General features: G+C 43.7%; 16 protein-coding genes and 1 pseudogene. 4 read left to right on the forward strand and 13 right to left on the reverse strand.

The window, feature by feature from the left end; all coding sequences use genetic code 11:
• Positions 1-6: 6 nt before the first annotated feature.
• The 9 genes from M5V91_RS30555 to M5V91_RS16645 form a co-directional block, all read right to left on the reverse strand.
• The gene (locus M5V91_RS30555) at positions 7-168 is read right to left on the reverse strand and encodes a hypothetical protein (RefSeq protein WP_369425892.1); all 162 of its coding nucleotides are present in this window, start codon (positions 166-168) and stop codon (positions 7-9) included.
• A complete protein-coding gene (gene abc-f, locus M5V91_RS16610; protein ID WP_369425893.1) occupies positions 129-1,886 on the reverse strand; it encodes a ribosomal protection-like ABC-F family protein in 1,758 nt (585 codons plus the stop codon). Before abc-f ends, M5V91_RS30555 begins: the two co-directional genes overlap by 40 nt.
• A 327-nt stretch (positions 1,887-2,213) precedes the next feature.
• Entirely contained in the window at positions 2,214-2,348 is a 135-nt protein-coding gene (locus M5V91_RS16615; protein WP_284521346.1) for an RAxF-45 family protein, read from the reverse strand.
• 130 nt (positions 2,349-2,478) lie between these two features.
• Positions 2,479-3,429: a cation diffusion facilitator family transporter gene (locus M5V91_RS16620; RefSeq protein ID WP_071155820.1), complete on the reverse strand. Its 951-nt coding sequence runs from the start codon at positions 3,427-3,429 to the stop codon at positions 2,479-2,481.
• Between the two features lie 129 nt (positions 3,430-3,558).
• Positions 3,559-4,191: a response regulator transcription factor gene (locus M5V91_RS16625; protein ID WP_251173994.1), complete on the reverse strand. Its 633-nt coding sequence runs from the start codon at positions 4,189-4,191 to the stop codon at positions 3,559-3,561.
• A 45-nt stretch (positions 4,192-4,236) separates the two neighbouring features.
• Positions 4,237-5,253 (reverse strand): sensor histidine kinase, encoded by a 1,017-nt coding sequence (locus M5V91_RS16630; RefSeq protein WP_251173995.1) that lies wholly within the window; start codon positions 5,251-5,253, stop codon positions 4,237-4,239.
• Entirely contained in the window at positions 5,250-5,984 is a 735-nt protein-coding gene (liaF, locus tag M5V91_RS16635; protein WP_009334965.1) for a cell wall-active antibiotics response protein LiaF, read from the reverse strand. The genes M5V91_RS16630 and liaF overlap by 4 nt, the downstream gene beginning before the upstream one ends.
• A 374-nt stretch (positions 5,985-6,358) precedes the next feature.
• Entirely contained in the window at positions 6,359-6,991 is a 633-nt protein-coding gene (locus M5V91_RS16640; RefSeq protein WP_009334966.1) for a PspA/IM30 family protein, read from the reverse strand.
• Positions 6,992-7,007: 16 nt separating this feature from the next.
• Positions 7,008-7,355: a lmo0954 family membrane protein gene (locus M5V91_RS16645; RefSeq protein ID WP_009334967.1), complete on the reverse strand. Its 348-nt coding sequence runs from the start codon at positions 7,353-7,355 to the stop codon at positions 7,008-7,010.
• Positions 7,356-7,602: 247 nt separating this feature from the next.
• On the opposite strand from M5V91_RS16645, the gene M5V91_RS16650 reads away from it, so the two are divergent.
• Positions 7,603-8,115, forward strand: a complete 513-nt coding sequence (locus M5V91_RS16650; RefSeq protein WP_009334968.1) for a hypothetical protein — start codon at positions 7,603-7,605, stop codon at positions 8,113-8,115.
• Positions 8,116-8,225: 110 nt separating this feature from the next.
• On the opposite strand, the gene shc is transcribed toward M5V91_RS16650, so the two are convergent.
• Positions 8,226-10,118: a squalene--hopene cyclase gene (shc, locus tag M5V91_RS16655; protein WP_251173996.1), complete on the reverse strand. Its 1,893-nt coding sequence runs from the start codon at positions 10,116-10,118 to the stop codon at positions 8,226-8,228.
• A gap of 225 nt (positions 10,119-10,343) precedes the next feature.
• Between shc and M5V91_RS16660 the strand changes: the two genes are divergently transcribed.
• Positions 10,344-11,279, forward strand: coding sequence for a VanW family protein (locus M5V91_RS16660; RefSeq protein ID WP_009334971.1), 936 nt, complete (start codon positions 10,344-10,346; stop codon positions 11,277-11,279).
• A gap of 55 nt (positions 11,280-11,334) precedes the next feature.
• On the opposite strand, the gene M5V91_RS16665 is transcribed toward M5V91_RS16660, so the two are convergent.
• Both M5V91_RS16665 and rraA read right to left on the reverse strand, forming a co-directional pair.
• Complete coding sequence (locus M5V91_RS16665) at positions 11,335-11,592, reverse strand: hypothetical protein (RefSeq protein ID WP_251173997.1); 258 nt, start codon at positions 11,590-11,592, stop codon at positions 11,335-11,337.
• Between the two features lie 87 nt (positions 11,593-11,679).
• Positions 11,680-12,158: pseudogene (gene rraA, locus M5V91_RS16670) on the reverse strand (ribonuclease E activity regulator RraA).
• A gap of 434 nt (positions 12,159-12,592) precedes the next feature.
• Between rraA and M5V91_RS16675 the strand changes: the two are divergent.
• Complete coding sequence (locus M5V91_RS16675; RefSeq protein WP_251173999.1) at positions 12,593-12,736, forward strand: hypothetical protein; 144 nt, start codon at positions 12,593-12,595, stop codon at positions 12,734-12,736.
• A gap of 31 nt (positions 12,737-12,767) precedes the next feature.
• Here the strand turns inward: M5V91_RS16675 and mutM are convergent, their stop codons facing one another.
• Entirely contained in the window at positions 12,768-13,577 is an 810-nt protein-coding gene (gene mutM / locus M5V91_RS16680) for a bifunctional DNA-formamidopyrimidine glycosylase/DNA-(apurinic or apyrimidinic site) lyase (protein WP_251174000.1), read from the reverse strand.
• 169 nt (positions 13,578-13,746) lie between these two features.
• On the opposite strand from mutM, the gene M5V91_RS16685 reads away from it, so the two are divergent.
• Positions 13,747-14,238 (forward strand): hypothetical protein, encoded by a 492-nt coding sequence (locus M5V91_RS16685; RefSeq protein WP_251174001.1) that lies wholly within the window; start codon positions 13,747-13,749, stop codon positions 14,236-14,238.
• Positions 14,239-14,241: the final 3 nt, after the last annotated feature.

Below are 14,241 nucleotides of genomic sequence, written 5' to 3' on the forward strand. Positions count from 1 at the left end.
TTTTCTTTATAAAATAGCATCCAATTTCCTGTACAGCTCTTCCCTCTTCTTTTCAAGCTCTTCTTTTTCATTATAAAATGTTTGCAGTTTCTCCAGGTCCATTTCCGATTCCAGAACCGTTTCTAATTTCATAAGAGTTGTTTCAAGTTGTTCAATTGCGTTTTCCAATTCCTCTGTTTCCTGCACTTTATCCTTTTTTTCGGAGAAACAGCTGCTATTTTAGCCTTTTTCACAGGAGGAACTTCCATCACTGCTCTCCACTTCTCATCCATTTTCTTTCTGGCCCGATCATAATTCCCTTCATAGTAATGAAGTTCTTTTTGATCAATCCAGTATATTTTGCTGAATATTCGATTGATAAAGTAACGATCATGGGAGACAGCCAAAATGGTTCCATTGAATTCTTCCAATGCCTCTTCGAGTACCTCTCTAGATTCGATATCAAGATGATTGGTCGGTTCATCAAGAATAAGAAAGTTAATGTCCCTGTGCATAAGCTGAGCCAAACGAAGCCTCATTTTTTCACCGCCGCTCAATTGTGAAACTTTACGAAAAACAGTGTAGCCATAAAAGAGGAAACCGGCCAGAATATGGCGTGCCTCTCCCTCTGTTACAGCAAGCCCTTCCCTAAAGGCATCAATCACCGATTGATCATCTGCATCTGCGAAAACATGCTGTGACAAATAGCCGACTTTCAGGTTGCTCCCTCTGCGAATTTCCCCTGCATCAGGTTCTAGCTCTCCCAGGATCATTTTGACCAAAGTCGATTTTCCAGTCCCATTATCCCCCACAATAGCTGTCCGGTCGCGGAATTGGATGTGTATGCTGACGTTTTGGAATAAGTGCTTACTCCCAAAAGACTTGCTTACTTCTTTCATCAAGACCACATCTTTTCCGCTCCGTTCAGATGCTTCAAGATCCATATTCATTTTTTTGCGGTTTAATACAGGCCGGTCCAGCTTCTCCATCCGATGGAGGGCTTTTTCCATGCTGCTTGCCCGTTTATGAAGGCCCGCGTTAGGCGGAGTGCATTGATTGGCCCACTCTCTTAACCTCTTGATGGCTTCCTTCATCTTCTTGATTTTCTTTTGCTGCTCCTCATATTGCTGAAACTCTCTCATTAGCCTTTCTTCTTTCTCTTTTACAAAGCCTGAATAGTTTGTCTGGTAAAGAGTGATCTCTCCACCTTCCAAATCCAGAATCCTGCCGGCCGTTTCATCTAAAAAATAGCGATCATGTGAAATGAGCACTACTGTCCCTTCATAATTCTTTATAAAATCAGCCAGCCATTCCACTGCCTTAATATCCAGGTGGTTGGTCGGCTCATCCAGCAGAAGCAGATTCGGGCTTTTCAGGAGCATGTGGGCGAGACATACCTTTGTTTTTTCACCACCGCTTAGAATGCTGAAATCCTTGTTCAGAAGACTGCTGATATCAAGGCCATTTGAGATGCGTTCTATCTGGCTATCCATTTCATAACCATTGTTCAGTGCAAACTGATCCTGCAGCTCTCCATACTCTCCAATAAGTTTATTTAATTGATCCGGAACATTTTCATTTGCCAATTGCTGTTCCATTTTCTTCATTGTTTTTTCCATCTCCAGCAGATAAGTAAAAGCTGTTTTTAAAACATCAATTGCCTTCATACCTGCCGGATAGTCCGGAATTTGTGCCAGATAGCCAATCTCACACCCCTTTCGCCAATGAATCTTGCCTGTATCCGGGACTTCTGCTCCAGCCAGCAATTTAAACAGAGTCGTTTTTCCGCTTCCATTTCTTCCTGTCAAACCAACCCTGTCCCTCTCATGAATTTCAAAGCATATATTTTCAAACACGGTATTTCCGCCGTAACTTTTTCCGACTTGCTGTGCGCTGCATGCGATCATAGATATTTCCTCCAAATTTATAAAAATATACATAAAAAAGCCATAGGAAACATACTCCTATGGCCTGGGTAAAATCTGATAAAATGAAGCTTTCACTGGACGATTTTCTGCTCACAGTTAGCTGTACGGCAATGCGCCGGCCACTCAGCTGCTGCCAAAATGCGGCTGCTTTATACTGAGTTCATTTAATCGGACTTTTATCGGAAGCTTGGTGCAACAAGATTTCTTAATCTTGCTGCAAAGCTAACCGCAATGAAACGGGATAAAAAAAGAGAGCTTGAAGAAGCTCCCTTCACCGTTCTATATAATGGCGTAAAAGAGATGTTCTCACTGTTTTGTTTTCATATAAAATTTGCTAAAAAAGGACAGACTTGTCCCGTTAACAGCAAAACCATGAAAAATCGCACGGTAAATTGTCAGGAATTCAATCCATTCACCTCGTGCCAAAACAGTTCCACTCATCTCTTCTCCACCTCCATTTCAAATAAGTTAGTTTTATTTTAATATTTCTTCAATTTAAAAGCAATGGGTATTTTTCCAGCATAATGAGCGCTAAAAAAGGAAGCCTTTAGTGCGGGCTTCCTTTTCAATATTATTTCCACGTCTGGATTTGATCTGTCTCAAGAATACCAAGTGTTACATCACTGATATCAGGGTCATCAAGCAGCTGATCTCTAACACCAATTTTTATATCATCCGCATCGGCAAGCGTGAGGCCTTCGACCAGCTCAATGTAACCTTCCACATGATATCTTCTTCCCTCCTGAATCAGCCGCAGCTGTTTAATATCCACGACCTGAGGATCTCCGAGAATAATTTGGGCGATACGGTCTTCAATATCTTTTGGTGCCGCTACACCAATCAGGCCTAGCGTATTTTCAAATCCGATTTTTACAGCGATCCCCACCAAAAGCAGTCCAATTAAAATTGTGCCGACTCCATCCAGGAAGTAAAGTCCTGTAAAATGAGCAATTAATATCGAAACAAGGGCAAGCAAGGCGCCAAATGTCGCAATAATATCTTCATAAAAGACCAGCCGTGTTGGAGGGGAGGCTAGCCTGACATTTTTAAAGGCAACAGGAACAATGCCAAATCCTTTGGCAGGATTCCTGGTTTCATGGCCGATTTCCTTCATGGCTTTTAATAAAATAAAACCATCGACAGCAACGGCAAGAAGCATAACTCCTACATTGAGCCAGAGGTCGGTTGATTCCTTTGGATGCTGAATCAATTCCCAGCCTTTATGTATCGTTTCATAGGCCATGATGGAAATAACGATAACAGCAATTAATACGAACAGGTTGATCACCCGGCCAAATCCTGTGGGGAACCTTTTGGTTGGCGCCTTTTCGGCAAGCGCACTGCCAAAAAACACAAACCCCTGGTTCAGTGCATCAGCAAGGGAATGGAGGGTTGTGGCAAGCATGGCCCCGCTGCCGCTTGCAAAAGCTGCCAGCCCTTTAGCAATCGCCAGTGCCGTATTTCCGATTGCTGCCATTCCCGATGATTTATTTCCTTTTTTCAATAAAGCAATCACAGACATTTCATCACCGCCAAATTTTTTTGTTTGGTTTTATTGTTACCCTCATGAACAGATTCTGAATCATTTTTTTCTGGTTCATCATTCAGGCAAAATAAAAAGAGCTAATATCACAATTAGCTCTCCAGAACATTATTTAACCAGCGAGTGCTTGAAGGCATAAATGACTGCCTGGGTTCTGTCCTGCACCTGCAGCTTGCTTAATATATTGCTTACATGTGTTTTGACTGTTTTTAAGGCAATGAAAAGTTCGTCGGCGATGTCCTGATTCGTTTTGCCTTGTGTCATTAAAAGAAGGATTTCCATCTCGCGGCTTGTCAGCTCTTCATGGGGCAGCTGGTGATTTTTCTGCCTCATTTTCACCATCATTTTGCCGGTCACTTCCGGTTCCAGCACCGATTGTCCATGATAGGTCGAACGGACTGCCTCAGCTATCTCACTGGCTTTCGAGGTTTTCAGCATATAGCTTGTCGCCCCTGCCTCCAAAGCCGGATAAACCTTTTCATCATCAAGGAAGCTTGTCACAATAATGATCTTAGCTTCCGGCCATTTCTCGATGATTCTTCTTGTCGCTTCAATACCATCCATTTCTTTCATAACAAGATCCATCAAAATGATATCCGGCCTCAATTCGAGTGCCAGATCAATAGCTGTTTTCCCGTTATCCGCTTCTCCTATAACCTCAATATCCGGCTGTGCCGTAAGGTAGGAAGACACTCCAATCCGAACCATTTCATGGTCATCCACAAATAAAACTTTAATCATTGGCCTCACCCTCAGAATTTAGTCTTGCCTAACAGCAGACATTATTTACATAATCGGAACCTTAACTTCAAGACGGGTTCCTTTGTTTCTTACACTGATGATTTTCATGCTTCCGCCAACTTCAGCGGCACGTTCATACATGTTCTGCAAACCGTAGGAGCCAGCCCTCGTCTCCTCTACATCAAAACCGACTCCATCATCAGCTACACGGAGTATGGCATAATCATCTCTTTGAATCAGGAGCACTTCAAGGTTTTGCGATTTGGAATGGCGGAGTGTATTGGACACCGCTTCTTGGAGGATGCGGAATAGGTGGTCTTCCACCCCTTTATCAAGCGGAAAATCCTCTACCTTCCATTCAATCTCCATCGCTACTTTTTGAAGCAATTCGACCAGAAGCTCTTCAATTCCTTCCTGCAGGCTTTTGCCCTTAAGGGCCGCTGGACGAAGGTGCAGCAGCAGGGCTCGCATTTCCAGCTGTGATTGATGGATCATTTCTTCCACCATTTTCAGCTGCTTTGCCTGCCTTTCTTCCGGATCCTGCTGGGTTTCAGTAATCGCAGACATCATCATGGATGCTGCAAACAGCTGCTGGCTGACAGAATCGTGAAGCTCGCGTGCAAGCCTGTTCCGTTCCTGGGAAACAATTTCCTGCATCCTGTTCTCGAAATCTTCCGCTTTTTCATTTGCCAGCTTTTGAGAAATCTTTGCCTGATCTGCCATATGCTGTTGAATCTTCTCGGCCCTGACTGCTATGGAATGCAATTCTTTACCTGTTTCCTGCACATCCAATTGACGGCCTTCCTCCACCTGGTGGAGCATTGTATCTACGGCAAAAAGCTGCCGGCGCCAGTAAATGCCTGACAATAATCCAAAAATCAGGCCAAGAGCCAGGCTTACGCTCGGCACAAATAGGATAAACGGAATATCGAGTATTTCCGTTTCCCACAGATCCCGCCATCCGGGAATGGGAAACATCGTAAAAAAAGAAGCTGTCAAAACAGCAAGAATACAAAGGGACATGCCCGCTCCCCATGCAATTTGCCGCTGAATGATACTCATACGCGCTTCACCTCGATATCCCCTACTGCAAGTGAAGTGAAAATCTTAACGCGCTGTCCTGATTGATCATAGCCGGGAGTCTGAAGCTGAAGGAGCTGGTTAAACATCTTTGATTCCTCGTGCTCTAATATTCTGGCCTTACCCACAATAGCTGAATGGCTGACACTAACCTCAACGTCATAGGGAACAAGCACCTGCACGTTTCCGATGAAGTTCCGGATGAAAATAACGGTTTCTCCCTTGGGAATAACCGTATAGCTTAAATCTATGACCGTATCACCAATACCGGTCTGGATATTGATATCATTCCATTCGTATACTTGCTCAGGTGTTTTTTGCTGGCCGACAAATATATTGGAAAAAAGAGGACTCTTCTTTATGACTGTTTCTTTCTGGAGATTTACTGCCGGTTCATTGAACTCCGGCTGAATCCGTTTAGGATCCTTTTTGGACTGCCCAAACTGAATCAGCAGGTGAATCAAAATCGCCAGGAGGAAAAATTTCAGCGTCATCATGCTGAAAATATTGATGAGCAGAAAAATTAGCCCCAGCCAGAAAAGCCATTTTCCGGAGCTCTTAGGCATCCTCTTCCTTCCGATATATACCATTCCAATTGGCACAAGAAGAGAGAATATCACACCGCTATTAAAAAAGGCTATTTCCACAAAGAGAAAGACAATGCCCAATATGATAATCCAGCTCATATAATCGCTTTTGTTGTTAATGTTCATGTGGCATCCCCCTTTTGTGTATATGGAATGATAAGAAATGCGGCAGCGCCTTCGGAACAAGCCAAAACGCTTGTTCCTGCGAAGAACATCCAAGGAAGCCTTGCTTGGTGCTAACCCCCGACAAGCACAAGACGAGCCTCACGGAAAGGCGTCCTTTGCCTTTTTGAGAGGCTCGGCTTGTGACCTCGAGGGGTGGCGCTGGAGCTAACAGTTATAGACTTAAAAGGCGCAGTATCTCTACGCCTTTTTAGAATACCATTTTTTGTTCATAAAATAGAAAGAGTTTTTATCTTTTTTGGGAAAAAGATAATACAGGCAGGCTTCATTTTTGTTTTATTGCATGTTCCAAACTATTTCTGACTTATTTTCGAATATTACAATACAGGCTTCTTCTCAAGCTCTTTTTCCAGCTGTGCGATGCGGGCATCAATTGTGCTGCGGTGATAGGAGCTTTTCACCTGATGTTCAAGATGGTCAAGATAGGATTCGATTTCCTGGAATCTTGTAAAGTTTTTATCATTGTTTTGATCAAGCACCTTATCCATTTGGTGATTTGCGCGTGTGATGTTTTCACGGCCCATCAGCTCCATGCGGCGGATATGCATATCCTTCAGTTTATGCTTCATTTCCTCGTATTTTCTTTCAAGGTCACCCATTTGCTGTACAGCCTGGTTCAGAAGATCCTTCAAACGGCTGGCACGCTCTTCATACTGCATTTGCTCCTGAGCTGCAAACTGATAGAGTTCTTCCTCACCTGCCTGCGATGCAACCTCTGCCTGGCGCTTGCGTTTGTCTGCAAGGTTTTTCGCCTGCTCGTATTCTCGAGTGAACTCTTCTTTCAATGTATATTGACGTTCCAAAAGCTTGCGGACCTTTTCGGTTTCACGCTCACATTCACGAAGGTATTGGTTTAAAAGTGCGATTGGATTCTTTTTCTCCTTTTTATCCAACACTTCGTGAAGGTCTGCCATTACTGTATCTTTGATTCTCGTTAATAGGTTTGCCATATCTATCTCTCCTTTTTTAGTTTCTGTTTAAATCCGCCCATTGCTTTTCAAAGTTAGCAAAAGGGTCATTTTCCTCTTCCACTGCACTTGAGCTTGAATCGTTCCATTTTTTATATACCAGATATAGAACATATGCAGCTGCAAGCCCTAAAATTGCCGGGAAGTTGGAAGCGGTTGCCATCAAAGCGATGAACCCGATGATTCCATAGCCGATTTTTGCCATCGTGCTTTCTGCTTTTATAAATTGTTTAAACACAAAGTATAGAATCGCCGCGCTTACTGCCAGACCCACTATTGGTCCAAGATTTGAAACCAGCACCATGGCTGCAATTCCACCTGCTATCAGTAATCCAAGTTTTTTCATTTTCGTTTCCTCCTTTCTTGATTTCATCTTACCTGTTTCGTGTAAATGCTATAACGAGCCTCAGCTTTATTTTCAAATAAGACCTGAGACGTAGCAGATAGTCGGCCTCTTTCGACCCAGATGGGAAATATGGAAAAAGAATGTACGTTAATGCGGAAAAATGCGGGGTACACATGGGGTAGGCAAACAAATAATGAAGCTGCATCGCGCAGATTTTTCATACAGCTATGGAAATGGAGGTCCTCCCATGTTTGGGTATGATGATTTTTTGAAATTTATTCAAGCCTTTTTTGTGGTTTACCCGGCGGTCACACTGATTCATTTATTGGGGCATATATTCTTTGCAGGCATTTTTGGCGGAAAAGGGATCCGTGTTATCATTGGCACAGGCAAAATCCTATTCTCAATGAGGTTTTTAGAGGTTAGACGGTTTTACTTCTGGTATGGAGGATGTGAGTTTTCAGCATTAAAATACAGCAATAAACTGACCAAATCTCTTATTTTTTTAGGAGGGTCTATTTTTAACATAGGCAGTATTTTTATTGTGAATTACCTGATCCGGCTGGGCATTCTGGATGCAAACATGCTGTGGTACCAATTTGTATATTTCTCCTTTTATTACGTCTTTTTCGCCCTGCTGCCAATGGATATGGCAGATGGCACACTTAGTGACGGGAAGGCTATGTACAAGCTCTTGTTTAATAAAAATAAAGATGATTCCTCAGCAGACTGCCAGCTGGTTGATGAGGAGAAAAGATAGGTGAGCTGCCAAAATTCTGTTTTTTGGACGGAATTACAAAGTTATGAGCGAAACCTCAAAATTATCCGCAAAAACCCTGATTAATAAGCCAATAAAAAAGGAAGCCCCGATCATTCGGAGCTTCCTTTTTGCATGAATTTCATTTCATAATGGCCTAGTGCCAATAGCGGCCAAATATACCGGTAACTGTGATAGTGCATGTATAGGAAACCGGCCATTCCCTGACCTTTTGGGTAATTTGTCGTCCAGTCATTTCTTTGGCCTTCGCGAATCAGGAAAGCCATGCCTTTTCTGATCTCAGGGCTGTTTTCATGAGAAACGGCAATTAAAGCATCAACGGCCCAGGCAGTATGTGTTAATGTACTGCTTCCCAATGGAACATAGCGTTTTTCAATATCGCTTCTGCAGGATTCTCCCCAGCCGCCGTCCTCATTCTGGACAGACTTCAGCCACTCAACCGCTTTTCTGATGTACTTCTCATCTTCCTTTTCCCCTGCAGCGGCGAGGCCGGTAAGGGCTGCCCAGGTTCCATACAGATAGCAAACCCCCCAGCGCCCATACCAAGAACCGTCTCTTCTCTGATTCTTTTTCAGCCAGCTTATTCCTCTTTTAATTGAAGTTTCAGCTCCTGTAGTGAAAGTACATAAATATTCAATGGTTCTGCCAGTTAAATCTGCTGTGGACGGATCAGTGAGAATAAACTCTGCTCCTTGAATAGGAATTAGATTCAGAAGGCGGTTATCTACGTTTTTTTCAAATGCCGGCCATCCTCCATCACGGTTTTGCATGGATAGAGTCCATCGGTCTCCTCTCTGCCTGGATTTCTTGGCAGCTGCTCCCGTTTGATTGTGAAGGCTCCTCAGACTGGCGGTCGTATCATCCACATCGGGATGCATGGTATTGAAGTCTGAAAATCCCCAGCCTCCAGGAAGCCCCTTGCGGTTGTGGACCGTCCAGTCTCCGTGACGGGTTTGCTGCCTTGAAAGCAAATAGTTATTCGCGTTTAAAATCGCCGTATCTGATTCATCTACACCTGCCTCCTGGAGAGCGTGGGAAATTAAAGCCGTATTCCATACTTTAGCGTCTGTTAACTGAAAATGGATATGTCCATCTATTGTGCAGGACATTCCCTTTAATCCCTTTACCGCCTTGATGATCACTGGATCTTTTGGAGAGCAGCCGAGAGCGAGGAGGGCAAATATCATATAAAAAGTGCTGCTGAAATAATTTAATGATGTTCCATCCGGTTCAATCCGCTCTAGCAAATATTGCTTTGTTCCCTCATATGCCATGCTGCGGAGCCGATCAGGCAATCCAATTAAGCTTTCGGCCATATCGGTAAGAATATCAGCAAGTTTTCTCCATTCATCAGAACGGCTTTCTTCCCATAGTTCTTCCCTGTCCCTTGTTCCATAGATTTCATCCAAATCAGGACTATTTTCCGTTCTTCGCCTGAATTTTTTGCTGCCAAGCAGGATCACCGGCAAGAGATGAATTCTGGCAAAGCTCGAAAGCTGGTAGATGCTGATTGGGCTGGATGGAGGAAGCAGCACTATTTCGATTGGCACTGGAAAAACAGCCGGCCATGGATATTGGCCTGTCATGGCAAGCATGATTTTCGTAAATATTCCTCCTTTTTTTATCCCGCCCTTTGATAAAATAAATTTCCGTGCAGCTGAAAGAGCCGGGTCATTCTTCTGCCTATAGCCTGAGTACAAAAGGGCGTAGTACGCTTCAATGGTCAAAGATAGATTTCCTTCTTTTTCGTCTCTAAAAAGCTTCCACGCACCACTCTCATCCTGGCGGCTTTCTATTCTTTCCGCCAGTTTCCGAATTAGCTCTTCATCCTTCGTTTTGAGCGTCCTCAGCAGGATAATCATATAAACATCAGTCATGATTCCAATTTCAAACGGATATGCCCATGAGCCATCCTGTGATTGGCTCCTTTTCAGCAAATCGGTTAGCCGGGTAATTTCTGCCTTGACTAGCTGCACATTCCTCATTCCCTCACTAAAGTTTTATTACACTATATTCCTTAATCAATTAAAGAATTCGGCCTTCCGGGAGAATGTGCCAGGGGCTTTTTAACGGACAGAGGATGCAGAAGTCCGGGGGCATGATGACAGAGCTTCATGGCAGCTTCAAAGTGAAGCCAATATTCAATCATTTTTTCGGCACATGAAACAATTCTCTCCTGTCCATACTAAGGGCGGAGGTGCACCTGCGATATGAAATTCTCATGGGTATTGGGGATCATGCTATTAACACAAACACAAACTGCCAGTCTTCCTGATGACTTATCCATTGAAAATGACGGCAAATCCATTGCAAGAGTCAACAGGACGGAATATGAAATGCCTTTTCCCGGGCTTCCGCTAGTGGACGGTGAACGGTTCACTCAGCTGCTGGAAAAATTAAATCGCCAGACGTATATTCCGCCTAGGAACGCGTACATAGGCGAAAGCGGACGCATCGTTGCTGAGAAGCCTGGAAAAATACTGCACCGCAAAGCATTCACAGATATTTTTTATACATATTTTTATAATAACGGGCCAGCCAGAATTGAGATCCCAACGCTCCCCGTATACCCGAGAGTGGATCGTGATCTTATCTCCCATATCCGAGTTAAAATGATCGGCCAGTACGTTACTTATTTTAATCCGAATAACACCTCACGCTCCCATAATATTCAGCTTGCAGCCGAAGCCCTTGATAATTATGTTGTTTTTCCGAATGAAGTATTTTCTTTTAACCGTGCTGTCGGCAAAAGAACGGCGGGGAAAGGCTATCAGCGTGCTCCGGTCATCGTTAGAGGAGAACTGTCAGAAGATATCGGGGGCGGGATCTGCCAGGTATCCTCCACTCTGTTCAATGCAGTTGACCGGGCAGGTGTCAAAGTGATCGAGCGTTATTCCCACAGCAAAAAGGTTCCCTATGTACCGCCTGGCCGGGATGCAACTGTAAGCTGGTATGGCCCAGATTTCACCTTTAAAAACCGTTACAGTTCTCCCCTGCTCATTCGGGCACAAGCTATGCATGGCCAAGTGGTAATCAGAGTATACTCCTCTGATGAAATTGACTATGAGCCCCGAAGGGTCCCGAAAGCTTCAACAATGCTGCCGGAAGAAATCAGCATTGAAAAGGAAGCAGTTTTAGAGAACTGATAGCTTTGTCAGCTGCATTCAGGCAGGCATCCAAATCTGACAAATTTAATGTCATCTATAAAATAAGGCTGATGACCATTATTGCCAGCCCGAAGATCGCAGAGCCGCGCTTCACGCTTCTATTTTGCCGGGGCTTTAGGAATAAACTGATTATAAAACCAGCTGGCAATACAATGCCATTAATGCTAAAAGTAAATGTGCCTAACAAATAATAACCAATCAGTTTCAGGATCAAATGCTCTTCTTCCTCATTCCTGCTGCGGAACAAAAGATAAATGCCGGCTGCCCAAAATAGTATAAATATTATAAACATATGTGCACCCCCTCTTAATACGGTATTCTGTGCTAAGCAGGAAAGTGCTATAAAAGGAAACACCCGCTTTTCAGCGGGTGTTCAGCTTTATACAAGGGCTTTTGATGAGACAATCACACCATCTTCATCTGCATAGACATATTCTCCCGGCTTCCAGTCAATCCCTCCGAACGTAACTGGGATGTTTCGATCCCCTTTTCCTTCTTTTCGGCTTTTTAAAGGATTGCTGCCTAGTGCGAGGATGCCTGTATCAAGGCTTCCGAGCTCTACTGTATCCCGGACGCACCCATAAATGATCACACCGGCAAGCTTTCTCGATTGAGCAATTTCACCAAGCCTGTCACCCATTAAGGCGCATCTTTTTGATCCGCCGCCATCCACCACCAGCACACTTCCCTCTGGAATGGACTCCAGTGCCTCTACTACCAGCACGTTATCTTCAAACACTCTAACCGTTGAAATGGGACCGGAAAACTTTCTTTTTGCCCATAAGATTTAAACTCCTGCTGACAAATGAGCAGTTCTTTGCTGTGGTCATCACATAAATCGGCCGTTTTGAAATCCAAAAGAGATCCCCTCCTTTAGCGCTTTTGGCTGTAAAACACTTTATGCCATCTTCTTTACTTCGATATGCAGCACCCTGTTCCCTTCCTTTTTTAATAATCGAAAGGGAAAGATTGAAGATTTCAGGCATATACCTTTTAGTAAGGAAACGCTCTTGGTTCAGAAAAGCGGAAGCGCCTTGCCCACAAATGTATGCAGACTCGCTTTCGGTCGTGCGATGTTTATGCTTTCGAAGCCTTCCCTGTCCTGCGGGCCTCAGGCATAAGACGGTTCCTGTAAGAAGGCGTTCATCCTTCTGATAGTAAAGGCATAGATCTGAGAGTCCCTAGGAGCCGCAACAAGACATGCTTGCAGCATTGGGTGGGCAGGCGGCTGCTTGCGCTGGACAGTTATCGGCGTTCAAAATTCTATCTTTTAAAAATATGGAGGTTAAAGGATGGCTCTAATGTGGGCAATTACAATCGGTTTTATGGTTTCATTGGGACTGGCCGGATTTATGCTTGTCCATTTTTTAAGGGGTGCAATGGATTCCAGTGATTCCACGACAGTTGATAGGATTCAGAGTGATCCGGAAGAGTAGAGAAAAGAGGCTGCAGTATGCAGCCTCTTTCTTAGTTTTGGCAATTTGCGCAGTAGAATGTTTTCCGGGAAGAAATTTCTTCTTTCACTATAGGGCTGCTGCAGCGGAGGCAGGGTTCTCCTTCTCTGTCATACACTCTGCACTGCTCATTATATCCCCCGGTTTTGGCATCTCCTTTAAACAAAGGCTCTTCCATATAGCCCCCAAACTGAATGGCCCGGGTTAATACGCCCTTCATGGACTGATACAGGATTTTTATTTCATCCTCATCCAATTCATCTGCTTTTCTCATAGGCAGCAGCCCAGCCTCAAAACAGATTTCATCGCTGTAGCAGTTGCCGATTCCCGAAAGAAACTGCTGATTGATGAATGTCGTTTTCAGCATGCCTCTTCTGGTTCCGATCCGTTCGCGGAAGGCCGGAAATCCCAGCGTTTGACCCAGAGGCTCCGGCCCAAGATCTGAAAGCTCCTTTTCCACCTCTGTGTCTGTCAGCAAGTGCAGATAGCCAAGTCTTAGTCCAATAAAATAGAGCTTTTTATCTCCAAAAGAAATAATAACCTGTTTCGTGCGGTCAGGATTGTCCGCTTCATTGCCAATATACATCCAGCCGCCCAGCATCAGATGCAGCAAAAGATTTTTACCGGAACTCAGCTTGAAAATAAGATGTTTAGCCCTTCGGGTGATTTCGGTTATTTGTGCATTTATCAGCTGACTTTTTAATTGGGCAGGCTGCACGTTGATGGACTTTTCCCGATTTACTTCTACATCAGTAATGACTTTACGGGCCAGCTGCTCCGTTAACAGCCTTCTGTAGGTTTCCATTTCCGGAAGTTCAGGCATAGTGTCAGCTCCTTCCTCAAATACTGTATCCTTAGTATTTAATGGAAGGAATCACTTCATTCCTGAAAACTGCCACCTTGAATTTTTTTACAAATGTTCAATATTTCGCAACAGTAGTTTCCAATATTTTGATGTTGGAAATGTTGAAATTAAAGGGAGGTTTTTCCAAATGAAAAAGAACTATTCCAGCAAGCAAACTTTTATGTTTTTTATTATTTATTTTGCGTTATTATGCTGTTTAATTTTTGCGGCTGTCACCCTTAAACCTTCTTTTCAAAAAGAACAGACTTCAGAAATTTCTTCTGCTTTTTCAAAAGAACTCCAGATTCAGAAGAACAAACAGGAAATGAAAGCAGCTGAGAATGAAGGGAAATGGCAGCCATCCAATACCTTTGTGATCACAGCCATTTCCATTGGCTCTTGCCTGGATATCATCATCGTGCTTCTTTGGGCCCGTCATGAAAACAAAAAGAAACAGCAAGGGCAAGTCTCTAACCCGAATAGATTGACCAATAAGAAGTGGTTCTGGTACTTGGTTTCAATGGGGATTGTTCTGCCCAAGGATGGCAAATTGACATTCAGCCTGAAAAACTTCGTCTTAACTGTTACCTTGTTGGTTTTATTGAAGCATTGGCTGTTTGACCAGCTTGAGAGCATCTAATAG

The sequence above is a fragment of the Cytobacillus pseudoceanisediminis genome (assembly GCF_023516215.1).
Taxonomy (GTDB): domain Bacteria; phylum Bacillota; class Bacilli; order Bacillales; family Cytobacillaceae; genus Cytobacillus; species Cytobacillus pseudoceanisediminis.